The sequence below is a fragment of the Megasphaera intestinihominis genome (genome assembly GCF_040096415.1).
GTDB classification, from domain to species: Bacteria; Bacillota; Negativicutes; order Veillonellales; family Megasphaeraceae; genus Megasphaera; species Megasphaera intestinihominis.
Genome location: NZ_JBBMEU010000011.1, coordinates 20,716 through 42,290 on the forward strand (window position 1 = coordinate 20,716; position 21,575 = coordinate 42,290).

A 21,575-nucleotide genomic window follows, 5' to 3' on the forward strand; every position below is an offset into this window, starting at 1 on the left:
AACTATAAAGAGAAAGGGACTTTTCATGATGACAGAAGCCTTCATGTAACAGCTCCCATCATTCGTCGGCTTCTACGCGGATGTCGATCTGCAAGGGGCCGGCCGTGTAGGTATCGGCTTCGGTGACGGCCTTGAGGACGATATCGGCGCCGCTGTGGTTCTTTATCTTGTTGATGGTCTCGAACATTTCGACTGCCGTCAGGGCCCCGACATTGCCGGTCAGCGGGTCCGGCAGGAGGCCTTTGGCCTGGGTCTGCTGATTGACGTTATGGAGGAAACGCATGACCTGCAGTTCGGCATTGCCCGACAATTCCTGGGCTGTCAGCCGTTCTTCGTAGACGACGTCGCCGCGGTGATAGATGAGGTTGTTGTCATACATTTCGACGTGGACCAGGGCCGGTTCGCCGAGCATGATGTTGCCGGCGGCGATGATGCGGAGCAGTTTCTGCGACTTCCCGGCTTTCTGCAGGGCGTCGACAGTAGCGTTGAATTCGTCTGGCGCAATATAGAGGAGGACCGTATTTTCATCGCGGACGCCGAGATGACGGCAGATCATGGTATTGGTCTGGCTCATGGCCCGGCTCAGTTCTTCCCGCGTCTGGGCCTGGCTCAGGCCGCCGTTGAGGACGTTACTGGACAGGACTTCGCCGACGCGGAAGACGACCGTCCCTTCGCGGATATTGGTCATCGTTTCATTGAGCAGCTTGATGTGCTTGTCGAGGACGTCGATGGTGCCCATCATCTTCTGCTTCGTTTCTTCCAGCATAGCTACGTCTTGACGGGCCTTTTCACTATCGGCCAGGGCCGAGTCGCGCTGCTTCTTGGCTTCGTCCATGGCAACCTGGATGACCGTCAGTTGGCGGGCCTTGTCGTCGCGGGCGGCCTGGGCCTGCTGCAGGTCCAGCTGAGTCGTCCGGATTTCTTCATTCTTGCCGTCCAGCTGTTCCTGCTGTTTCTTCAGGAGTTCTTCATTGGAGGCGATGAGCTCGTTCTTATCGTCCAGTTCCTTGCCCAGGTCCTTGGCCTGCTGCAGCAGTTCATCCCGCTGGGCTTCGAGCTGGGCCTTCTGCATCTGCAGCTGGTGCATACCGAACAAGGCGATGCGGACATTTTCCGACAAGATAGACATGACGCCTAAAGTGATGACGGCAATGCTGATCCCCGTCAGGATGGTAACCAGGATGGACGTATACTTCGGCCGCAAACCGAATAATTTAATTTTCTGTTTCCCTACACGGGAGCCGATCTTATCGCCGAGATAGGCAATGATCCCGCCCATAACAGACAAGACGATCAGCATGACCCATCCATATTCCATAAGACACCACCTTTGCTCATTCCTTTATATCATTATATTATAGCCCATAACTACCGTGTACTGCAAGGGCCGTCCTGCCCTAGTCGTTAGCAGCTGGCTGTTAGCTCCCAGCCTCTTAAAAGGGGCTGTCGCACGAGGGTTTCTACCATTATGCGAGGCCCCTTTCGCTTTATAGTTTGTAGCACAGAGTTTGTAGTTTGCAGTAGATGGCTTTAAATTTAGAACCATTCGCTAAAAACTACAAACTGCAAACTTAATACTCAAAAGGCGCTGCCTTCATGCGACAGCGCCTTTTCCCTCATTTCGATTTTTTGTAGACTAAGATGACGCCGGCGACGCCACAGATGATGTCCGGCAGGAAGGCGGCGAGGTAGGCCGGTATCTTGCCGCCATTGCCCAGGGCGTTGCCCAGGGTCATGATGGAATAGTAAATAAAGATAACGACGACACTGATGCCAAAGCCGATGGACGAACTGCCGCGCTGTTTCTGCATCCCCAGGGGCGCGCCGACGATGGCGCAGACCAGGCTGGCCAGAGGCAGGGCGAAGCGGTTGTACATTTCGACTTTCATCTTATTGGTGTTGACGGAATTCTGGTCCAAGAGTTTAATCTGTTCCCGCAGTTCGCGGATGGTCAGTTCATCCGGTTTCTTCTGGGATGCATTGATCTTATTCGGCTTCTGCGTAATCGGCAGGGCCTGGTTCTGGAACTTCAGGGACCGCGTCGTCTGTTCATTGGCCGATACGTCATAGATCATGCCTTCGTGCATGACCCATTTCTGGCCGTTCCAGTCGGCCCGGTCAGCCTGTTCGACGCGCATGAGCGTATCATTTTCAAATTCCTGGACGGTAATATCCTTGAGCTGCTTCGTGTTGGCGTCGTACTGACGGGCATACATGAGGCTGGATATATCGGAGCCCTTGGTGTTCTTGATGATGATATGGTCCTGCGTCGTCGGCGCGACATTGTGCTTTATTTCTTCATTGATGATCGTGTTATAGGCGTTGTTGGCCTTGGGCACGACGTATTCGTTGAAGGCCGTCGCCCCGATGGAAATGAAGAAAGCGGCAATGAAAATCGGCATGGCCAGGCGGATGAAGTTCTGTCCGCCAGCCCGCATGACGATCATTTCACTGGAACTGGAAAGGCGGCCAAAGGCCATGAGCGACCCTAAGAGGACGGACATGGGAAAGGTGACGACGATGATCGACGGCATGGCCAGGACGAAGACGCGGAAGGCAGCCCAGGCCGAAGCCCCGTACTGGTTGATGAGGTTGGCAATACGGTAGAGCGTACCCGTCCCGACGAAGACTGCTGTAAAGGCACAGACGCCGAATAAAAAGGGGCCAATAAATTCTTTTAGTATATATTTATCTAATATTCGCATTCCATACTCCCTGTTACATCCTGAATTCTTCGCCTAAGTAGAATTTCTTGGCTACCGGGTCATTGGCAATCATTTCCGGACTGCCTTCGAGGAGGATCTTCCCTTCACTCAAGATATAGGCTTTGTCGACGATGCTCAGCGTTTCCCGGACGTTGTGGTCGGTAATGAGGACGCCCATGCCGCGCCGTTTCAAATGGCTGATGATGCCCTGGATGTCGTTGACGGCCAGGGGGTCGATGCCGGCAAAAGGTTCATCGAGGAGGATAAAGGCCGGGTCCATGACCAGACAGCGGGCGATTTCCACGCGGCGCCGTTCGCCGCCGGACAGCTGGATACCCAGGCGGTCGCGGAGCTGGGTGATGGAAAATTCTTCCATCAGGGCTTCCACTTTTTCATGCTGCTCCTTCTTGCTGAGCTTCGTCGTCTCCAGCATGGCCAGGAGGTTGTCTTCGACGGTGAGCTTGCGGAAAATCGACGCTTCCTGAGGCAGATAGCCGATGCCATAGGCCGCCCGCTTGTGAATGGGCAGGTTGGTGATGTCCTTGCCATCAATGGTTATCTTCCCTGACGTCGGCCGTTCGATGCCGACGATCATGTAGAAAGTCGTCGTCTTGCCGGCGCCATTCGGTCCCAGGAGACCGACGATCTGGCCCTGGTCGACGCGGATACTGACGCCGTTGACGGCATTTCGTTCTTTATACGCTTTTACGAGATCTTCAGTCTGAATAAACATAGATACCCCTTACGATTACGGATTACTGCCCGGTACGATGACGATAGTCGATCGGCTGCGGGTCTGGACGGAATTATCGGCCAGGCGGATATCGACATTGTCGCCGTTGAGAGAATTGCCGTTCTGAGTGGCATTGACATTCCCCGTCAAGTGGATGACGCCGTCATTCTGCCCCGGCGTCTGGGTGTAGACGGCCTGATTGGCATAGGCGATGAGGTTTTCCGCCGGCGATTCGATATGGACGTTGCCCGTACCGATGGCCTTTATCTGCTTGAACCAGGCGTCGATGTGATCGGCCCACATCTGCGAACCCTGGGCTTCAAGATAGCCGTTGCCCGTGACGATGCCGTAATCCTGGTCGAGATAGTATTCGACTTTGTCGCCATTGACCTTCTTGTCGCCGTAGACGCCGCGGACGCTGCCTGTAGCGACGACGTAATTCTTGTTGGTCGAATGGACCTTATCGGCGTTGAGCTGCATGTCCGGCTGCTGGACCGATACGTTGCCTTCCATGTCTGCTTCGGCGGTCTTCAAGTTATAGACGGCCTTGTTGCCGGTCATCGTAGCCTGGTCGCGGACGATGACGACGTTGCCCGTCGCCGTAGCGACCTGGGTCTTACCGTTATATTCCAGCGTGTCTGCCGTGACGGATACGGCCGGGTTGCCGTCATTATCCGCCGCCAGGGCGCCGGCAGCCGGCAGGATCATGGCCCCCATGAGGGCGGCAGCTGCCAGTTTCTTTCCAAGTAAATCCATCATAGTTATTCTCCCTTTGTCACCTGCGCATGGCCGGTCAGCGTCACCTTGGTCAGGCTGCTGTCCGTTTCAAAAGCATCGGCTTTGAGCGACGTCTTGTCATGGCGGTCCATGACGACCTTGCCGCCTTTGATCATACGCGTATCCATATTATAATACACACTGCCGTCGGTCTGCAACGTATCGCCCTTATCGGTTTCTGCTTTGACAGGCGGCTTGATTTCGATGGTCCGCTTCTGGCGGTCGACGATGCCCTTGTCCGACGTAATAGTCATCTGCGTTCCATCTTCGGCGACGACCAGGGCCTTGGGGTTGGTGAAATACATGATCTGCGTGTCCGGGTCGATCTGGATCTTATCGGCTGTCAAGCGCCAGACGAGCTGGCCGTCTTTCTTTTCTTCCAGCTCCGTCCCTTCGAATTCGACGAGCTTATCCGGGCTGACCATGGGGTCTTCCGTCTTCTGGGGATGCATGAAACTATAGAGCATGACGGCAAAGCCGATGACGGCGATGACGGCAATGATGGAGATTTTATTCTTTTTCAGCTTTTCGGCTATCATCGGTATGCGCCTCCGGTTTCTGCTGCAGTGCTATGATTTCTTCCGGTTCTGTACTCCAGCGATGCTGGAACCACAGCCATTCTGTCGGGTGTTCCTTGATGAAATTCTCCGTGACGACGGCCATCTTGCGGGTCATGCGGGCAATGTCTTCGTCCTTGTTGCCTGTGTCTTCGAAATGCATGATTTCACCGATCATCAAATGGGTATGATGATTTTCGTCGTGGACCGGGAAAATCGGCACGATAGGTGAATGGAACTTCTGGGCGAACATAGCCGGTCCTTTCGGCGTCGAGCTCATCTTGCCCAAAAAAGGCTGAGGCACGCCGTGGAAGCCGCCGTCCTGGTCGGCCAGGAAACCCAGGAGTTTCTTGCGCTTCAAGGCACGGGCAGCGATGATCATTTCATTGCCGCCGCGGGCGAAGACTTCCAGTCCCATGTTCTCACGGTTTTCGTTGAGCAGGCGCGTTACGGCGTCGTTGGCCTGGTTCTTGACGATCGTCGTCGCCGGATAGCCGTAGATGGCCAGGGCGCCGAGCCATTCCCAGTTGCCCATGTGGGCTGTGAGGACGATGACGCCTTTGCCTTCCTTCATGGCTTCGTCCAGGCGTTCCGGATGGTCCAATGTCACATAGTCCCGGATATTCTCCGGATTGAGATTGGGCGTATAGAGGATTTCCATGAGCGACTGGCCGAGATTGCGGAAGACGTCGGTCATGATGCGTTCCGCTTCTTCACGGCTGCACTCCATGCCGCGCTGTATCTGGAAAATACCGCGTTCGCGCTGCTTCTTCATCAGTTTTCCTACGAAAGGGCCTAGTTTGCGACCCAAGGAAATGATAACCGGATAGGGCAGATGACAGAGAATCTTGCCGAATCCGCGTGCAGCATGATACTGCCATTCCTTACTCACAATACAGACTCTCCTTTCTTATTGGCGCAACGTAAAGGTCGCGTCGCCAAAGTACTGGCGCAGGACCTTATCCCAGACATGCTGGCTCTTCAAGATATATTCGGCGAATTCCCGCAAGGCCCCGTGGCCGCCGGGATAGGCCGATACGAAAGCGGCCGACCGACGGGCTTCTTCGCAGGCATCGAGGGGCGCTGCGCCGAAACCGGCATTGGCAATGAGTTCGACGTCGTTCAGGTCGTCACCCATGTAGGCCACTTCGTCGAGGGACAGGCCGATTTCACTGCACAACTGCTGCATGGCCAAAAGCTTGCGCGAGCAGTCCTGGAGGACGTAGTCGATATGCAGATCCTTCGCCCGCTGCTCGACCATGGGTGAGCGGCGGCCTGTGACCAGGGCCGTCTGGATGCCGGCGGCCCGGATCAGGGAAATGCCCATGCCGTCGCGGGCAGAAAAGCCTTTCATGGCATCGCCCGACGGGCTGTAGTAAATGATGCCGTCCGTCATGACGCCGTCGACGTCGAGGGCCAGCATCTTGATATGTGTCAAAAAGCTCATCAGACCACTCCCTGCCGCAGCAAATCGGTAATATGGATCATGCCGACGACTTTGTCATCCTTGTCGACGACAGGCAGGACCGTAATCGGACGGGGCTGGTTCTTTTCCATGATGTGCAGGGCTTCCGTAGCCAGCTTATGGTTGGCAATGACCCGCGGGTTCTTGGTCATCATGGCGTCGACAGGCCACTGGAGGAAGTTGGACCCTGTTTCCAGGCCGCGGCGGACGTCGCCGTCGGTGACCAGGCCGACGAGTTTGCCGTCTTCATTGACAACGGATACGGCACCCAGGCCCTTTTCGGTCATGAGGAACAGGGCATCCTGGACGATGCTGTCTTCGCTGACGACCGGGTTGTCCTGGCCTTTATGCATGACATCGTCGACAGTGAGCAGGAGTTTCTTGCCCAGGGCTCCGCCGGGATGGAAGATGCCGAACTGTTTCTTGGTGAAATGGTGCTGCGTCAAGAGGACGACAGCCAGGGCATCGCCTAAGGCCAGAGCCGCCGTCGTACTCGTCGTCGGCGCCAGGCCCAGGGGGCAGGCTTCTTTTTCGACCGATGCGTCGAGGATGATATCGGCATGTTTGGCCAAGGTCGAATTGTGATTGCCGACGACGGTGATGAGTTTGGCACCGATGCGCTTGAGCGACGGCAGGATATTGAGTATTTCCACCGTTTCCCCACTGTTCGAGAAGGCCAGGACGACATCGTCTGCCGTGACCATGCCCAAATCGCCGTGGATGGCTTCTGCCGGATGGAGGAAAATGGACGGCGTCCCCGTACTGGACAAGGTTGCCGATACTTTGCGGGCAATGTGGCCGGATTTCCCCATGCCCGTGACGATGACCCGGCCTTTCGATTTCATAATCATGTTGACAGCATTGACGAAGTTCTGGTTGAGCGTAGGGATCAACTTTTCAATGCCTTGTGCTTCCTGATGGAGCACGTCTTTTGCTTCTTCTAAAATATCCATCATGGTCTCGTCTCCTTACCTGTCCGTGCTTACGCTTTTCTGTGCGATTTCGTTGATAGCCATCATATCGCGGAGGACATCTTCGACCTGCGATAAGTAGAGCATATTCGGCCCGTCGCTGAGGGCTTCTGCCGGGTTATCGTGTACTTCCATGAAGACGCCGTCGATACCGGCACCGGCAGCGGCTCGTGCCAGGTTGCCGACGAACTGGCGCTGGCCTGCCGATTTCGTACCGGCACCGCCCGGCAGCTGGACGCTGTGGGTGGCATCAAAGACGACGGGATAGCCGAAGCTGCGCATAATCGGGAAGGAACGCATGTCGACGACGAGGTTGTGATAGCCCAGACTGATGCCCCGTTCGGTGAGCATGATATTTTCATTGCCAGCGTGTTCGATCTTGGCGACGACATTCTTCATGTCTTCCGGGGCCAGGAACTGACCCTTCTTGACGTTGACACATTTCCCCGTAGCCGCAGCAGCTTCTAGCAAATCGGTCTGACGGCAGAGGAAGGCCGGAATCTGGATGACGTCCAGGACTTCAGCAGCCGCTTCGGCCTGGCAGGTTTCGTGGATATCGCTGACGACGGGAACCTGGAGTTCCTTCTTGATGTCAGCCAGGATGCGCAGGCCTTCTTTCAGGCCCGGTCCACGGTAGGACGTGTAAGACGAGCGGTTCGCCTTATCGAAAGAGGCTTTGAAGATATACGTCAGGCCCAGTTTTTCACAGATAGCCTTCATGGTCTTGCCAATAGCCAGGGTCCGTTCGGGATCCTCGATGACACACGGGCCGGCCATGACGAAAAGTTTGCCATCGCCGCCGACAGTCTGGCTGCCAACCTGAATTCGTTTCACTTTTTCCATAGTCTATTCCCCTTTATGAGCAGATTCGGCAAAATAACGGCGGATGTGTTCCAGGTCATCCGGCGTATCGATGCCGATGAATTGGTGATGAGTCTTTATCACTTTTATCTTATAACCATTTTCGAGAACCCGCAACTGTTCCAGGGACTCGACTTTTTCTGCCGGCGTTTGTTCCATGGCCGCGTACTGCAGGAGAAAATCGCGGCGATAGGCGTAGATACCGATATGCTTATACGGCTGGATGCCCCCTTCTTCAAAGGAATGGCGCGGATACGGGATGAGGGAACGCGAGAAATACATGGCTTCATCCTTTTGGTTGAGGACGACTTTGACGGCGCTCGGGTCATCGTATTCGTCTTCCTGCAAAGGCGCAGCGACCGTCGCCATGGTCAGGTCCGGTTCTGCTTCAAAGGCCCGGCACAAGTCGTCGATGACGTCCGGTGCGATGAGCGGTTCGTCGCCCTGGACGTTGACGATGACGTCAGCATCGGGAAAATGGCCGACGGCTTCAGCCAAACGGTCCGTGCCATTGGCGTGGTCTTCGCGGGTCATGACGGCATGGCCGCCGAAGGTGACGACCGTATCATAGACTTTCGGGTTATCTACGGCGACGACGACAGCCGTCAGTTTCGAGGCCTTGGCAGCCTGTTCATAGACACGCTGTACCATCGGTTTGCCGGCAATATCGCACAGCGGCTTGCCCGGCAGGCGCGTCGATGCATAGCGCGATGGGATGATGCATACAAAGTTCATAGTTTATCCTCCAATACTGCTTGCAAAATCGTATCTATCTGGTCCTGCCCTGCTGTGAATTCAATAGTAATGCTCAAGACGTACAGCGGCAGGTCGTATTCCTTGATCAGCGGCGCCGGCAGTTTGACGGCGTCCTTTTCCGTCGTCACCAAAAGGCAGCCCGTTTCGGCGGCCCTGGCGGCCATGTGGCGGATATCGTCGCGGCTGTAATGGTGATGGTCTTCATAGCGGAGAGAGCCGGCGACGGTGAAGCCCGCATCGGCCAGGGTCCGTTCAAAGGAAGCCGGGTTTCCTAGGGCCGATATGGCCAGGACGGACTGGCCGTCAGGCTGTAAGGCCCCGGAGCCATGGCCCTTTCCGTCATGCCAGGCGGCAAAGGCCAGGCACGAAGACGGCTTGTGGATGGCCATGGCCACCGGCGCGGCCGGGTTGTACTGGCGCAGCTTGGCGGCGATGGCTTCGGCCCGGTCCTGCGTAATCTGGTCGCCCTTAGTGATGATGAAGGCATCGGCCCGGCCGAGCTGCTCCATGGGCTCCCGCAGGATGCCCCGCGGCAGGACATGGCCGTTGCCGAAGGGATTGGTCCCGTCGACGAGGACGATGTCCAGGTCACGGTACAGCTGCCAGTGCTGAAAGCCGTCGTCGAGGATGAGGACCTGTGTACCGAAGCGTTCGACGGCCAGGCGGCCGCCGAGGGCCCGCTTGCGGCCGACCAGGACGGGGATGCCAGGCAGGCTGCGGGCCATGAGGCAGGCTTCATCGCCGCCTTCTTCGGCCGATAGCAGGACGCGCTGTCCATCGGACATGACGGCAGCGCCGCCATCTTCGCGCTGAGAGCGGTAGCCCCGGTTGAGCAGGGCCACGCGCCAGCCCTGGGATTGCAGGCGCCGGGCCAGCATGCACGCCATCGGCGTCTTGCCCGTCCCGCCGACAGTGATGTTGCCCAGGCTGATGACGACGGCCGGCGCGTGTTCCTGCCGTTCCGGATGGTCGGCGATGGCGTGATACTTGACCAGGACGCCCTTGCGGTAGAGCCAGGCGGCACCGCGCAGCAGGGCCAGGGCCGGCCAGTCCCAGCAGTGATGGGCGCCGCTTCCGGTCAAATAATGGAAATAGGCGGCAGCCCAGTTTCGCAAAGCCATGGGCTCACCTCCCGCCGTGGACGTCGTCCAGCATCTTCTGCAGCTGTTCCAGGTTCTTGCGCGTAGCCCCCTGGTTTTCCTGGACGACTTCGATGCAGCTGCGCTTCATGGCTTCGGCCCGGTCGGGATGGATGAGGATATCCAGGCAGGTGTCGATGAATTCCTTTTCATTCTTGACCATGACGCAGGCGCCGCGGCTGCTGAGGAGATCGAAGATTTCGACGAAGTTGAACATATTGGGACCGACGACGATGGGCTTGCCATGAGCTGCCGGTTCCAGGATATTATGGCCGCCGATATGGGCCAGGCTGCCGCCGACGAAGATGAGGTCGCCCAGGCTGTAGACGCGCCCCAGTTCGCCGATGGTATCGAGGATGACGCCGTCGTATTCGGACCGGATCGGTTTCCCGGCCTTCATATCGCTACGCTTGACCATAGTGACGCCGTGCTTGATGCCTTCGTCGATGATGAGATCGGCCTGATAGATATAGCGCGGGGCGATGATCAATTTGGCTTCCGGGAAATGGTCCCGTATCTTGACGAAGGCCTTGTAGACCGAGCCGTTCTCCCCTTTGTGGGTACTGCCGGCAATCATGATGGGATACGTCCCTTCGGCAAAGCCCAGTTCGTGGAGGAAGCGCTTCTTTTCGGCTTCCGTGACGATGCCATAGGTCTGGTCGTACTTGGTGTTGCCCGTGACGATGACCTTGTTGGGATCGGCGCCGATGTCGATGATATACTGGGCGTCGATGCGGCTCTGCATGCAGAACATGCGTATCGTCGACAAGACGCGGCGCGTAAAGAAGGTAATCATGCGGTAACGGACAGCACTGCGCTGGCTGATGCGGCCGTTCATCATCATGACCGGAATATGCTTATCTGCGGCGATGCGCAGGAAATTCGGCCAGATTTCCGTTTCTACCAGGACGATGGCCTGGGGATTGACGATGGTCAGGATGCGGTTGGTCAGATACGGCAGGTCCAGCGGGAAATAGAGGATCCCGTCGGCGCCCTTGATGATCTGATGGGCCATGTGGAAGCCCGTCGCCGTGACGACAGAGACGATGATGACTTCGTCGGGATGGGTCTTGCGCATTTCCCGGACAATCGGGCTGGCCGCGACGATTTCCCCGACCGACGCGGCATGGACCCAGATGGCATGGCGATTGGATATTTTATCTTTTAATTCTTCCGGCAAGAAGCCGATGCTCTGTTTGATGCGCTGATAAAATCCTTCTTCCCTGATGAGCCGGTAAATGAGCATGGGAATGAGCGTAGCCCAATAGATGAGGAGCAGGATATTATACAGCCAGTACATGGGGTGCGATTTTAGATTCTTCATCACAATCAACCTTCTGACGCTGTTTCTTCCGTAGTATCGTTGAACTGTACGGCATAGAGATGGGCATAGAGGCCGTCTTTTGCCAGTAGTTCATCATGGGTCCCCTCTTCGACGATGCGGCCGTGGTCGATGACGACGATGTTGTCGGCATTGCGGACCGTGCTCAGGCGGTGGGCGATGACGACGGCCGTGCGGCCTTCCATGAGGCGGTCCAGGGCAGCCTGGACGATCTTTTCGCTTTCCGTATCGAGAGCCGACGTCGCTTCATCGAGGATGAGGATGCGCGGGTTCTTGAGGATGGCCCGGGCAATGGCGATGCGCTGGCGCTGGCCGCCGGACAGGGAGCTGCCGCGGTCGCCGACGAGGGCTTCGTAGCCGCCGGGCAGTTCCCGGATGAAGTCATGGGCATTGGCGGCTTTGGCAGCGGCGACGACTTCTTCGTCCGTCGCATCGAGGTGGCCGTAGAGGATGTTCTCCCGGACCGTAGCGTTGAAAAGCATCGTTTCCTGCGGGACCAGGCCGATCTGCTGGCGCAGGGACGAGAAGGTGACGTCGCGGACGTCAATGCCATCGATGGTCAGACTGCCGCCCGTGACATCGTAGAAACGGGGCAGCAAGTTGGCGACCGTCGATTTGCCGGCACCGCTGGGGCCGACGAGGGCGACGACTTCGCCAGGGGCGACTTTCAAATTGAAATCGGTAAGGGCCGGGTGGTCTTTGTCATAGGCAAAGGAGACATGGTTGAATTCGACTTCCCCTTTGACCGGCGGCAAGACGATGGCGTCCGGCTTTTCCTTGACATCCGGTTCGGTGTCGATTGTTTCAAAGACGCGGTCGGCAGCGGCCAGGGATTTCTGGATATCGCCGTAGATTTCACTGATTCGGCGGACCGGGTTGGCCAGGTTGATGGCGTAGATGAGGAAGGCGATGAGGGCGCCGGCCGTCATTTCGCCGTCGATGACGCTCATGCCGCCGTACCAGATGATGCCCGTGACAGCGATGGCTGCGAAGAACTGGATGAACGGCGTCAGCAGGGCCGTCAGTTTAGTCGTCGTCATGAGAGCCCAGAAGTTGCGGTCGTTCTGGACCATGAAGCGGCGGATTTCAAAGTCCTCCCGGTTGAAGGAGCGGATGATGCGGATCCCCGAAATAGCCTCTTCCAAAAGCGACGTAATGTCAGCCATCTTGCCCTGGACGTCGTGGCCGGCCCGGCGCAGGCGGGAGCCGAAGAAGTTGATCGTAAAGACGACGAGGGGGACGATGACCAAGGTCAACAGGGTCAGCTTCCAGTAGAGGAAGAGCATGGACCCCAGGGAGCCGACGAGGATGACCGCTTCCTGGACGAAGGAAATGAGGTTGCCTGCAATGGCCGTCTGCAAAGCCGTGACGTCATTGGTCAGGTTGCTCATGATATTGCCCGTCTTGTGCTTGTCGAAGTACGACAGGGACAGGGTCTGCAAGTGACGATACAGGGTTTCGCGGATATCGTTGACGATTTTCTGGCCAACGAAACTCATGAGGTATTTCTGGCCGAAATAGAAGAACCCGCGGAGCAGGAAGAGGACCAGGATACCGATGACGATGAGGTTCAGCGTGTAGATATCCTTATTGGCCAGGACCTTATCGATGACGTCCTTGATGAGCCACGGGACGACGACGTCGCTCGCCCCGGACAGGGCCATACAGATGACGGCGACGACGAGGCGCATCTTGTACGGCTTGATGAACATTAATAATCTCTTATAACTTTGCCAACTATTGTATTGCTTCATGGGCACCTCTTTCTCTTGCAAAATCTAAGATAGCCTGGGCCGTCCGCTGGACAGCGCCGGGTTCCCCCATCGTGCGGCGGACGGCCGCCAGGGATTTGTGCAATGCTTCACGGTGCACTTTATCGGTGATCATAGGCACCATGGCGGCAGCGATGTTTTCCGGCGTCACCTCATCCTGCCACAATTCAGGGATGACCCGATGGCCCATGATGATGTTCGGCAGGCCGATGCTGTCGATATGGACCAGGACTTTCGATAACCAGTAAGTCAGGCGGTTGACGCGGTACACCAGGAGCGTCGGCAGGCCCATGAGGGCCGTTTCCAGCGTCGCCGTCCCCGAAGCCGCGATGGCTGCCGTACTGAGATTCATCATATCGTATACTTTTTCTTCACCGACCGTGACGGCGACGCCTGAAGCCCGGATGATCTCATCGAGGAGGCCTTCGTCGATAGTCGACGCCTTGGGCAGGATGAACTGGACGTCCCCTGCCTCTTTGCGGATGAGCTTGGCCGCTTCCAGCATACACGGCAGGAGGCCGCGTACTTCCTGGACCCGGCTGCCCGGCATGAGGAGGACCGTCTTCTTCCGTTCGTCCAGTCCGAAATGAGCACAGGCCTCGCGGCGGCTCATGGTCGCATGGACCGTATCGACCAGGGGATGGCCGGCATAGATGACATTCGTCCCCATGTCTTCATACATCTTGGCTTCAAAGGGAAAGAGGGAAATGGCCAGATCCGTATACTTGGCAATGGTCTTGCCGCGGCTCTTGTGCCAGGCCCAGATGGTCGGCAGGATATAATAGACGACGGGGATGCCCGCCGCTTTGGCCACCTTGATGAGGCGCATGTTGAAGCCCGGATAGTCGATGCAGACCAGGACATCGGGCTTTTCTTTACGCATCGTATCGACGAGGAAGTCGCGGAGGCGGAAGAAAAAGGGAATCTTGCGGATGATTTCCCCGACGCCGATGACGCCTAAGTTCTTGATGTCATAGACGATGTCGACGCCGGCCGCTGCCATTTCCTTGCCGCCCATACCGAGCAGTTCGATCTGCGGATCCAGTTCGCGCAGGGACCGGGCCAAATTGGCCCCGTGCAGGTCGCCCGACGCCTCACCGGCAGAAAACATGATTTTCATAGGCTCTCCTAAAAATTCTTATCGACAGCACAGATACAGATATCGTGGCGGTTGGCCAGGTCCAGGACTTCGTCCTGTTCGACGAAGAGCGTCCGGCCGGCTTCCATGGCCAGGACATTGCAATGGCTTTCAATCATGGACAAGATGGTCTGCTTGCCCACGGCAGGCACGTCGAAACGCGGGTCCTGGTTGGGCTTGGCCACTTTGACGACGACGGATTTTTCCCGTCCCAGGGCGCCGCCGCGGCGGATGCAAGCGTCGGTCCCTTCGATGGCTTCGACAGCCATGACGGCCTTGTGCTTGACGACGACAGTCTGGCCGATGTCCATGCCGCCCATGGCCTTGGCCGTGACGAAACCGAAGCGGATATCGTCTTCTTCCGACGCCGTCGGTTTACGGCGCGACAAGACACCGCAAGACGGCATGAGGGGTTTCAGGTACAGTGTCTGGTCGACGACTTCCAGGCCATCTTTGGCCAGTTCTTCGACGATGGCCAGCATGATCGTATCGTCCTTGCGGTTGCGCAGTTTCGCCAGCAGCTTGATAGCCCGCCAGTCAGGGAACTTCAAGCCTTTGAAGAGGATTTCCTTAGTGACCTTGCCAATCATGGTCACTTTGGCGACGCCATTCTTCTTGAGGGTCTTGATGACCTTATCCAGTTTGGCGACGTTGATTTCATAATAAGCATCTGCTTCGGCAGCCAGTTCCGGTTCGACATCACTGACGACGGCGATGACGACGACTTCGTGACCCAGCTGTTTGGCAGCGCGCATAAATTCTACAGGCAGTTTGCCGACACCGGCAAGCAATCCTACTTTTTCCATAGCAATCATCCTTATTCATAAAGAGAAATATTCATCTTTATATTATAACAAAAAAACAGGCCCCCTGTCAGCAAAAAAAGGGGCCATCGCAGACGCGACACCCCTTTTTAGCCAATAGCGGCTGCCTAATCTTTCGTCCCTCTGCAGATACCGCGGTCGGCATTGCGGAGGAAGCGGAGGAAATGTTCTACTTCTTCATAGCTGTCCAGTTCCTGTTCCATTTCGGCAATGGCCTGGCGCAGGTTCAGGCCGGAACGGTACAGGATGCGGAAAGCCTTCTTCAGTTCCCGGCGTACTTCTTCCGGAATCCCGGCCCGTGAAAGGCCGACACTGTTCAGCCCGATGCAGCGGGCCGGCTGACCGTCGGCGATGACGAAGGGCGGAATATCCTGGACGACTTTTGCCAGGCCGCCGATCATGCTGTTGCGGCCGATCTTAACGAACTGATGGACGCCGGCGATGCCGCCGATGACGACGCGGTCTTCGACGGTGACGTGGCCGGCCAGGCCGGCGCAGTTGCTCATGATGACGTGATTGCCGACGACGCAGTTATGAGCTACATGAGTGCAGGCCTGGAAGAGGCAGTCGTTGCCGATGCGCGTTTCTTCGCCTTCACCGGTGGCCGTACTGACGGTGACGAATTCCCGGAACACCGAGCGGTCGCCGATGATCAGGTAGCTCTTTTCACCGTGATATTTCAAATCCTGTGGTTCCGAACCGATGGAACAGCTCGGGAAAAACCGGCAGTCCTTACCGATCGTGGTCCAGCCGTCGATGGTAACGTGGGCCATGATTTCCGTACCATCGCCAATGGTAACGTGGGGCCCGATAACGGCATACGGCCCGATTTTGACACCGGCACCGATTTTTGCCTGCGGGTCTATAATAGCCGTCGGATGTATCATGCTCTGAGGCATGTTATTCGTTTCCTCGGTCATTAAAGTCACTCCTCGCTTCCCTGCCTGAGCGGCAGGCGCTTATTTTCAACCTAAATCACATATTATATACACTCGCAGAATACCAGTCCGGTTTTGCCGGGCAAAATCAGGCCTTTTCCCGCTATATTCCTCTGTATACTCGCAAATACGCCCATTTAGGCCGTTATTTAACATGCAGTAAAGATTTTTTAAATTTTTCTTAACTTATTTTTTCGTGTTCTGACCCGGCATGAGGGCAAAGAGGTATTCCCCTTCGGCACAGAGTGTGTCGCCGACGTGACACTGGGCCTTGACCTTGCCCATGCGGCCTTTGATCTTTTCGATGTCAGCCCGCATGACCAGCTGGTCGCCAGGGATGACGGGATGGCGGAAGCGCAGTTTGTCGATGCCTGTAAAGAACGGGATGAGGCCGCGGTTTTCTTCCGGATAGAGCAGGGCTACGCCGCCGACCTGGGCCATGGCTTCGGCGATGAGGACGCCGGGCATGACCGGTTTTCCCGGGAAATGGCCCTGGAAAAATTGTTCATCGAAGGTCGCATTCTTGATGCCGATGGCATATTTCATCGGTTCAAGTTCGATGATGCGGTCTACGAGCAGCATGGGATAGCGATGCGGCAAAATTTCCATAATATCAGTTACTTCCAAAGTCATGAGAATTCCTCCTTAAATCACTGCATTTCTTCAAATATTTTATGGGTCAGCAGGTTGTTCAGTTTATGGCTCGATTTGACGGCGATGATGTGCCCTCGGACAGGACGGCCGAGCAGGGACAGGTCGCCGATGATATCGAGGACCTTATGACGGACCAGTTCGTCGTCACAGCGGGGAACGGACAGGCACGACGTCTTATCGTAGACGACGACGTTTTCGATGGTACCCCCTTTGCCGAGGCCTAATTTCTTGAGCATTTCCAATTCTTCCGTAAAGGCGATGGTGCGGGCAAAGGAAATGTCGCGGACATACGATTCCTTGGTAATCGTCGTGTCCAGGAACTGCACGCCCAGCATGGGGTGCGGGTTGATCGAAGTGAAGGTGATGCGGAAGCCATCATAGGGCACGATGGCGATGAATTTATCGTCCTCCTGGACGAGATGCTGTTTTTGGACGGCCAGCAGGCGGCGCGGTGCGTCCAGGTCACGGATTCCCGCTTCTTCGATGAGCTTGACAAAAGTCAGGCTGCTTCCGTCGGCGACGGGCGGTTCGACCGAATCCATTTCGACGAAGCAGTTATCCACTTCCATGCCGCTCAAGGCGGACAGCAGATGTTCTACTGTGAAGACCTTGGCTTCCCCGTTTTCCAACGTCGTCGCCCGCATTGTATTGGTTACATTCGTGAGATGGGCTTGTACAGACGGTCTGCCGGGCAAATCCGTCCGGATAAAGACGATGCCTGTATCAGCCGGAGCCGGGCGCAATACCATATGAACTTCATTCGCAGCATGCAGGCCGATGCCGTTATATGAAACGTCATGAGCCAGCGTCGTTTGTGCTACTATTGACATAGGCAGGCCCCTCCTTTCCTGTTACGAGTAAGATAATTTTTTTCATACTTTTTTATTATACCTTATTTATAGGGTGTATGACAAGGGTGTTGTTCGTGGTTTCGGCCTGCGGCCTAGTGGTCCGTGGTTCGCGGCCCACCTAATTCCTTGCAAACGAAAAAGAGCCGCCCCAGGGGACAGCTCCTTTTCGTTCAATCGCTTTTTACTTCAATAGTTCATAGACAGAGGCGACGACGTCGTTCCAGGTTTCAATCTGGGCCTGTTCCCCATCCATGGCGGCTTTGCCGGCTTTACACTGGCGGGCCACGGACTGAGGCGACGTGCCGTTATACGTGTTACGCTGCTTGACGCAGGTTTCGATATCCAAGTAGTGATGGATGTCTTCTGCGAAGAGCGGGCTCATGGCCTGCAATTCCTGCAGCGATAACTGCTGTAATACCTTGCCCTGTTCGATGCAGTAGTGGACGGCCTTGCCGACGACGGCATGGGCTTCCCGGAAAGGAAGGCCTTTCTTGGCCAGGTAGTCGGCCATATCCGTCGCATTGGAAAAGTCGCTTTCCAGCACTTCCCGCATATGTTTGCCATTGACGGTCATCTTGTCGATCATGGCCGCATAGATGGTCAGGGCGAATTTCAAATTATCGATGGCATCGAAGACACCTTCTTTATCTTCCTGCATGTCCTTGTCGTAGGCCATGGGGATGCCCTTCATCATGGTCAGGACGCCCATGAGGTGGCCGTAGAACCGGCCCGTCTTGCCGCGGACGAGTTCGCAGATGTCGGGATTCTTCTTCTGGGGCATGATGGACGAGCCCGTGCAGTGGGAATCGTCGAGTTCGATGAACTTGAATTCCGAACTGGACCAGAGGATGAATTCTTCCGACAAGCGGCTGAGGTGCATCATCAGGACGGCTGCGAATTCCAGGAAGGCGATGATGTAGTCCCGGTCGCTGACGGCATCGAGACTGTTGTCGTAAATCTTGCCGAAATGCAGGGTCTTGGCGACGAAAGGCTGGTCGAGGGGATACGTCGTGCCAGCCAGGGCACCGGCACCGAGGGGCATGATATCGGCCATGTCCCAGGCGTATTTCAAGTGGATGAAGTCACGGGACAGCATGGAGAAATAGGCCATGAGGTGGTGGCTGAAGAGGATCGGCTGGGCCCGCTGGAGGTGGGTATAGCCCGGCATGATGACGTCGCTGTACTTTTCTGCAGCCTTGACCAGCGATTCCTGGAGCTTGACCAGGAGCTTGGCGACGGCGGCGATTTCGCGGCGGACATACATGTGCGTATCCAAGGCGACCTGATCGTTGCGGCTGCGGCCGGTATGCAGGCGCTTGCCGGCTTCGCCGATGGCATCGGTCAGTCGTTTTTCGATGTTCATGTGGATGTCTTCCAGCTCGACGGAGAAATCGAAGTTCCCGTCTTCGATCTGCTGGAAAATAGCCTTCAAGCCCTTGACGATGGCGTCTTTGTCTTCCTGGGAGATGATGCCCTGTTTGGCCAGCATCGTCGCATGGGCAATGCTGCCGCAGATATCTTCAGCATACATGCGGCAATCGAACTGGATGGACGCATTGAATTCTTCTACACTTTTATCCGTGGCCTTGGTAAAACGGCCGCCCCATAACTTCATACGAATCGCTCCTTATTTACCCTGTTTTTCTACGTGCTGTTTCATGAGGGCCCGCATCTTGAGCGGCAGGCCGAAGAGGTTGATGAAGCCTTCGGCATCGGTCTGGTCATATACGTCGTCTTCGCCGAAGGTGACGAATTCTTCGTTGTACAAGGAGTACGGCGATGTAGAACCAGCGCTGATGATGTTGCCCTTATAGAGTTTCAATGTAACCTGGCCGGTAACGGTCTTCTGCGTTTCATCGACGAAAGCCGACAGGGCTTCGCGGAGCGGCGAGAACCATTTGCCGTCATAGACGAGTTCGGCAAATTTGTTGGCCACATTTTCTTTATAGTGATACGTGTCGCGGTCGAGGCAGAGGTATTCCAATTCTCTGTGAGCATACATGATGATGGCACCGCCCGGGTTTTCATAGATGCCACGGCTCTTCATGCCGACCAGCCGGTTTTCGACGATATCGACGATGCCGACGCCGTTGCGGGCACCGATTTCATTGAGGGCCGTAATGAGTTCGACAGCACCCAGTTTCTGACCGTTGACGGCAACAGGGACGCCCTGTTCAAAGTCGATCTTGACGTATTCCGGAGCATCCGGAGCCTGTTCCGGCGTCTTGGTGACCATGTAGACCATGTCTTTCGGGGCATTGGCCGGGTTTTCCAGGTCGTCCCCTTCATGGCTCAGGTGCCAGATGTTCCAGTCCATGCTGTAGGGATAGGGATTTTCTTCGGACTGATAGTCGATGGGGACGTTGTGGGCTTCAGCGTATTTCAGTTCGTCTTCACGGGATTTGAGGTCCCACATCCGCCAGGGAGCGATGAGGGTCGTTTCCGGAGCCAGGGCTTTGACGGTCAATTCAAAGCGGACCTGGTCGTTGCCCTTGCCTGTAGCGCCGTGAGCGATGGCATCGGCGCCTTCTTTCTTGGCGACTTCGACGAGTTTCTTGGAAATAAGGGGCCGAGCGAAGGACGTGCCCAAGAGGTATTTGCCTTCATAGACAGCACCGGCTTTGACCGTCGGCCAAACGTACTGTTCCATGAATTCTTTTTTGATGTCCATGACATAGACTTTGGAAGCGCCCGAAGCATAGGCTTTCTTTTCAATGGCTTCAAAGTCGTCCGGCTGGCCGACGTCGGCGCAGGCAGCGATGACTTCGGCGCCAGGATAGTTTTCCTTCAGCCAGGGAATGATGACCGACGTATCGAGGCCGCCGGAATAAGCCAGGACAATTTTTTTAATATCTTTTTTCGTGTTACTCATGATGATTTCCTCCTCTATCTGATGAACCAAAGCGATTGATTTGTGTTTGTTTCTGTCTACGTTTGATAGTATACACCCAGTTGAAATATTATGCAAGTATTTTGCATAAAAAATTTGCAAACTTTTTTTTACAGGCCTGTCAATTCCCTCGCCCTGCAAAGTATAGTATAATAAAAGTGTTTAGTAGGAGGAATTCAATGAAACTAAAATACATCGCCATCTTTGCCCTGGCCTTTGCCATCTGTGCCGGCTGGAACCTGCTCTTCGACGCGCCGAAAACGGCCAAGCCTGCCGTCGAGACGGCGGCCAAGCTCCAAGAAGAAAAGGAACCGCAGGGAAGCTGGCCGGCACCGCTGCGGCCGCTGGAAATCCGGATCTATCCGTACCTGCACTTCCACGAAGCTATGGACAACAAGATCAAGAAAATCCCCGTCTACGTAGCCATCAACGCCATTTCCAAGCCCATGCAGCATGCCGTCGTCGCCACGGAAGACCGCCGCTTCTACGACCACGGTGCCATCGACCCGATCGGCATCATCCGGGCCGTCCTGGTCAACATCGAATCCGGTGAGACCGTCGAAGGCGGCAGCACCATCAGCCAGCAGGTCGTCAAGAATGTCTTCCTTTCCCAGGACCGGACCATGGCCCGCAAGGCCCAGGAATTCGTCATGGCCTTCTTGCTGGAACATTACTACAGCAAAGATGAAATCCTGGAAATCTATTTGAATACAGCCTATTTCGGCGCCAACGCCACGGGCATCGACGACGCGGCCCGGACGTATTTCACGACGACGCCGGAAAAACTGGACCTGGCCCAGGCATCCATGCTGGCCGGCCTGGTACAGGCGCCGACCTACTATAATCCCCTGAAAAATTACGACGCCGCCAAAGCCCGGCAGAAAACAGTCCTGACCTTGATGGCAGAACAAGGCTATATCAGCCCGGAACAAGGCGCAGAAGCTTATAAAAAAGAGATTCTCGAACGAAAGTAGCTGCTATCAGGCGGGACGCCCTCGTAACGAGCATCCGCCGTCTGTAGTAGGGGCCGTCCCAAAGGGCGGCCCGCTGTGAGATTCAGATACAGGCCATTTAGGATGATGGCAAGCTTTTTTACCGCGAGTCATTCGTCATGGTAAGGGAATGCACATAATTCAAGGCGGGGCGCCCTATGGGCGTCCCCTACAGCATAAAAAAGGCGCTGTCTTCATGCGACAGCGCCT

The 21,575-nt window shown here is 55.9% G+C and carries 21 protein-coding genes; 1 reads left to right on the plus strand and 20 read right to left on the minus strand.

All coding sequences use genetic code 11. The annotated features are described in order from the left end of the window. Positions 1–58 precede the first annotated feature (58 nt). The 20 genes from WMO23_RS03040 to WMO23_RS03135 all read right to left on the minus strand — a co-directional run bounded on the left by WMO23_RS03040 (position 59) and on the right by WMO23_RS03135 (position 20,355). Entirely contained in the window at positions 59–1,318 is a 1,260-nt protein-coding gene (locus WMO23_RS03040) for a DUF3084 family protein (protein ID WP_292281290.1), read from the minus strand. A 298-nt stretch (positions 1,319–1,616) separates the two neighbouring features. Further along, on the minus strand, positions 1,617–2,705 hold the full coding sequence (locus WMO23_RS03045) for an LptF/LptG family permease (RefSeq protein WP_020310760.1): 1,089 nt from the start codon (positions 2,703–2,705) through the stop codon (positions 1,617–1,619). Positions 2,706–2,718: 13 nt separating this feature from the next. Beyond that, entirely contained in the window at positions 2,719–3,438 is a 720-nt protein-coding gene (gene lptB, locus WMO23_RS03050; RefSeq protein ID WP_020310761.1) for an LPS export ABC transporter ATP-binding protein, read from the minus strand. Positions 3,439–3,453: 15 nt separating this feature from the next. Continuing rightward, positions 3,454–4,197, minus strand: a complete 744-nt coding sequence (locus tag WMO23_RS03055) for an LptA/OstA family protein (RefSeq protein ID WP_051132438.1) — start codon at positions 4,195–4,197, stop codon at positions 3,454–3,456. A gap of 2 nt (positions 4,198–4,199) precedes the next feature. Next, complete coding sequence (lptC, locus tag WMO23_RS03060) at positions 4,200–4,754, minus strand: LPS export ABC transporter periplasmic protein LptC (protein ID WP_020310763.1); 555 nt, start codon at positions 4,752–4,754, stop codon at positions 4,200–4,202. Next, complete coding sequence (locus WMO23_RS03065) at positions 4,726–5,664, minus strand: lysophospholipid acyltransferase family protein (protein ID WP_292108248.1); 939 nt, start codon at positions 5,662–5,664, stop codon at positions 4,726–4,728. Before WMO23_RS03065 ends, lptC begins: the two co-directional genes overlap by 29 nt. A gap of 18 nt (positions 5,665–5,682) precedes the next feature. Further along, positions 5,683–6,219 carry a KdsC family phosphatase gene (locus WMO23_RS03070; RefSeq protein ID WP_020310765.1) on the minus strand — a complete coding sequence of 179 codons (537 nt, stop codon included), beginning with the start codon at positions 6,217–6,219 and terminating at the stop codon, positions 5,683–5,685. Continuing rightward, complete coding sequence (locus WMO23_RS03075; protein ID WP_036200877.1) at positions 6,219–7,190, minus strand: KpsF/GutQ family sugar-phosphate isomerase; 972 nt, start codon at positions 7,188–7,190, stop codon at positions 6,219–6,221. Before WMO23_RS03075 ends, WMO23_RS03070 begins: the two co-directional genes overlap by 1 nt. A 15-nt stretch (positions 7,191–7,205) precedes the next feature. Continuing rightward, positions 7,206–8,051: a 3-deoxy-8-phosphooctulonate synthase gene (kdsA, locus tag WMO23_RS03080; RefSeq protein WP_020310767.1), complete on the minus strand. Its 846-nt coding sequence runs from the start codon at positions 8,049–8,051 to the stop codon at positions 7,206–7,208. Positions 8,052–8,054: 3 nt separating this feature from the next. After that, the gene (gene kdsB / locus WMO23_RS03085) at positions 8,055–8,804 is read right to left on the minus strand and encodes a 3-deoxy-manno-octulosonate cytidylyltransferase (RefSeq protein ID WP_292108247.1); all 750 of its coding nucleotides are present in this window, start codon (positions 8,802–8,804) and stop codon (positions 8,055–8,057) included. Next, a complete protein-coding gene (lpxK, locus tag WMO23_RS03090) occupies positions 8,801–9,946 on the minus strand; it encodes a tetraacyldisaccharide 4'-kinase (protein ID WP_020310768.1) in 1,146 nt (381 codons plus the stop codon). Before lpxK ends, kdsB begins: the two co-directional genes overlap by 4 nt. Before the next feature lie 4 nt (positions 9,947–9,950). Continuing rightward, entirely contained in the window at positions 9,951–11,288 is a 1,338-nt protein-coding gene (locus tag WMO23_RS03095; protein ID WP_292108255.1) for a 3-deoxy-D-manno-octulosonic acid transferase, read from the minus strand. A 5-nt stretch (positions 11,289–11,293) separates the two neighbouring features. Next, on the minus strand, positions 11,294–13,060 hold the full coding sequence (gene msbA / locus WMO23_RS03100) for a lipid A export permease/ATP-binding protein MsbA (protein WP_302681227.1): 1,767 nt from the start codon (positions 13,058–13,060) through the stop codon (positions 11,294–11,296). Next, positions 13,044–14,198 carry a lipid-A-disaccharide synthase gene (gene lpxB / locus WMO23_RS03105; protein WP_020310771.1) on the minus strand — a complete coding sequence of 385 codons (1,155 nt, stop codon included), beginning with the start codon at positions 14,196–14,198 and terminating at the stop codon, positions 13,044–13,046. The genes msbA and lpxB overlap by 17 nt, the downstream gene beginning before the upstream one ends. 8 nt (positions 14,199–14,206) lie before the next feature. Continuing rightward, positions 14,207–15,022, minus strand: coding sequence for an LpxI family protein (locus WMO23_RS03110; protein WP_020310772.1), 816 nt, complete (start codon positions 15,020–15,022; stop codon positions 14,207–14,209). 125 nt (positions 15,023–15,147) lie between these two features. Then, the gene (lpxA, locus tag WMO23_RS03115) at positions 15,148–15,960 is read right to left on the minus strand and encodes an acyl-ACP--UDP-N-acetylglucosamine O-acyltransferase (protein WP_022498081.1); all 813 of its coding nucleotides are present in this window, start codon (positions 15,958–15,960) and stop codon (positions 15,148–15,150) included. 204 nt (positions 15,961–16,164) lie between these two features. Next, the gene (gene fabZ, locus WMO23_RS03120; RefSeq protein ID WP_020310774.1) at positions 16,165–16,611 is read right to left on the minus strand and encodes a 3-hydroxyacyl-ACP dehydratase FabZ; all 447 of its coding nucleotides are present in this window, start codon (positions 16,609–16,611) and stop codon (positions 16,165–16,167) included. Positions 16,612–16,628: 17 nt separating this feature from the next. Beyond that, the gene (gene lpxC / locus WMO23_RS03125) at positions 16,629–17,462 is read right to left on the minus strand and encodes a UDP-3-O-acyl-N-acetylglucosamine deacetylase (RefSeq protein ID WP_292260508.1); all 834 of its coding nucleotides are present in this window, start codon (positions 17,460–17,462) and stop codon (positions 16,629–16,631) included. A 202-nt stretch (positions 17,463–17,664) separates the two neighbouring features. Next, positions 17,665–19,098 carry an argininosuccinate lyase gene (gene argH, locus WMO23_RS03130; RefSeq protein WP_020310776.1) on the minus strand — a complete coding sequence of 478 codons (1,434 nt, stop codon included), beginning with the start codon at positions 19,096–19,098 and terminating at the stop codon, positions 17,665–17,667. A gap of 12 nt (positions 19,099–19,110) precedes the next feature. After that, complete coding sequence (locus tag WMO23_RS03135) at positions 19,111–20,355, minus strand: argininosuccinate synthase (RefSeq protein ID WP_349173247.1); 1,245 nt, start codon at positions 20,353–20,355, stop codon at positions 19,111–19,113. Between the two features lie 197 nt (positions 20,356–20,552). Between WMO23_RS03135 and WMO23_RS03140 the strand changes: the two genes are divergently transcribed. After that, on the plus strand, positions 20,553–21,347 hold the full coding sequence (locus WMO23_RS03140; RefSeq protein ID WP_020310778.1) for a transglycosylase domain-containing protein: 795 nt from the start codon (positions 20,553–20,555) through the stop codon (positions 21,345–21,347). Positions 21,348–21,575: the final 228 nt, after the last annotated feature.

Coding starts and splice junctions, on each gene's coding strand:
- lptB (WP_020310761.1), bottom strand. CDS start 3,438: ATGTTTATTCAGACTGAAGATCTCGTAAAAGCGTATAAAGAACGAAAT.
- WMO23_RS03140 (WP_020310778.1), top strand. CDS start 20,553: ATGAAACTAAAATACATCGCCATCTTTGCCCTGGCCTTTGCCATCTGT.
- WMO23_RS03095 (WP_292108255.1), bottom strand. CDS start 11,288: ATGAAGAATCTAAAATCGCACCCCATGTACTGGCTGTATAATATCCTG.
- argH (WP_020310776.1), bottom strand. CDS start 19,098: ATGAAGTTATGGGGCGGCCGTTTTACCAAGGCCACGGATAAAAGTGTA.
- lptC (WP_020310763.1), bottom strand. CDS start 4,754: ATGATAGCCGAAAAGCTGAAAAAGAATAAAATCTCCATCATTGCCGTC.
- WMO23_RS03055 (WP_051132438.1), bottom strand. CDS start 4,197: ATGATGGATTTACTTGGAAAGAAACTGGCAGCTGCCGCCCTCATGGGG.
- lpxA (WP_022498081.1), bottom strand. CDS start 15,960: ATGACCGAGGAAACGAATAACATGCCTCAGAGCATGATACATCCGACG.
- lpxK (WP_020310768.1), bottom strand. CDS start 9,946: ATGGCTTTGCGAAACTGGGCTGCCGCCTATTTCCATTATTTGACCGGA.
- WMO23_RS03070 (WP_020310765.1), bottom strand. CDS start 6,219: ATGAGCTTTTTGACACATATCAAGATGCTGGCCCTCGACGTCGACGGC.
- WMO23_RS03045 (WP_020310760.1), bottom strand. CDS start 2,705: ATGCGAATATTAGATAAATATATACTAAAAGAATTTATTGGCCCCTTT.
- WMO23_RS03075 (WP_036200877.1), bottom strand. CDS start 7,190: ATGGATATTTTAGAAGAAGCAAAAGACGTGCTCCATCAGGAAGCACAA.
- kdsA (WP_020310767.1), bottom strand. CDS start 8,051: ATGGAAAAAGTGAAACGAATTCAGGTTGGCAGCCAGACTGTCGGCGGC.
- lpxC (WP_292260508.1), bottom strand. CDS start 17,462: ATGTCAATAGTAGCACAAACGACGCTGGCTCATGACGTTTCATATAAC.
- WMO23_RS03135 (WP_349173247.1), bottom strand. CDS start 20,355: ATGAGTAACACGAAAAAAGATATTAAAAAAATTGTCCTGGCTTATTCC.
- kdsB (WP_292108247.1), bottom strand. CDS start 8,804: ATGAACTTTGTATGCATCATCCCATCGCGCTATGCATCGACGCGCCTG.
- fabZ (WP_020310774.1), bottom strand. CDS start 16,611: ATGACTTTGGAAGTAACTGATATTATGGAAATTTTGCCGCATCGCTAT.
- lpxB (WP_020310771.1), bottom strand. CDS start 14,198: ATGAAAATCATGTTTTCTGCCGGTGAGGCGTCGGGCGACCTGCACGGG.
- msbA (WP_302681227.1), bottom strand. CDS start 13,060: ATGAAGCAATACAATAGTTGGCAAAGTTATAAGAGATTATTAATGTTC.
- WMO23_RS03040 (WP_292281290.1), bottom strand. CDS start 1,318: ATGGAATATGGATGGGTCATGCTGATCGTCTTGTCTGTTATGGGCGGG.
- WMO23_RS03110 (WP_020310772.1), bottom strand. CDS start 15,022: ATGGAAAAAGTAGGATTGCTTGCCGGTGTCGGCAAACTGCCTGTAGAA.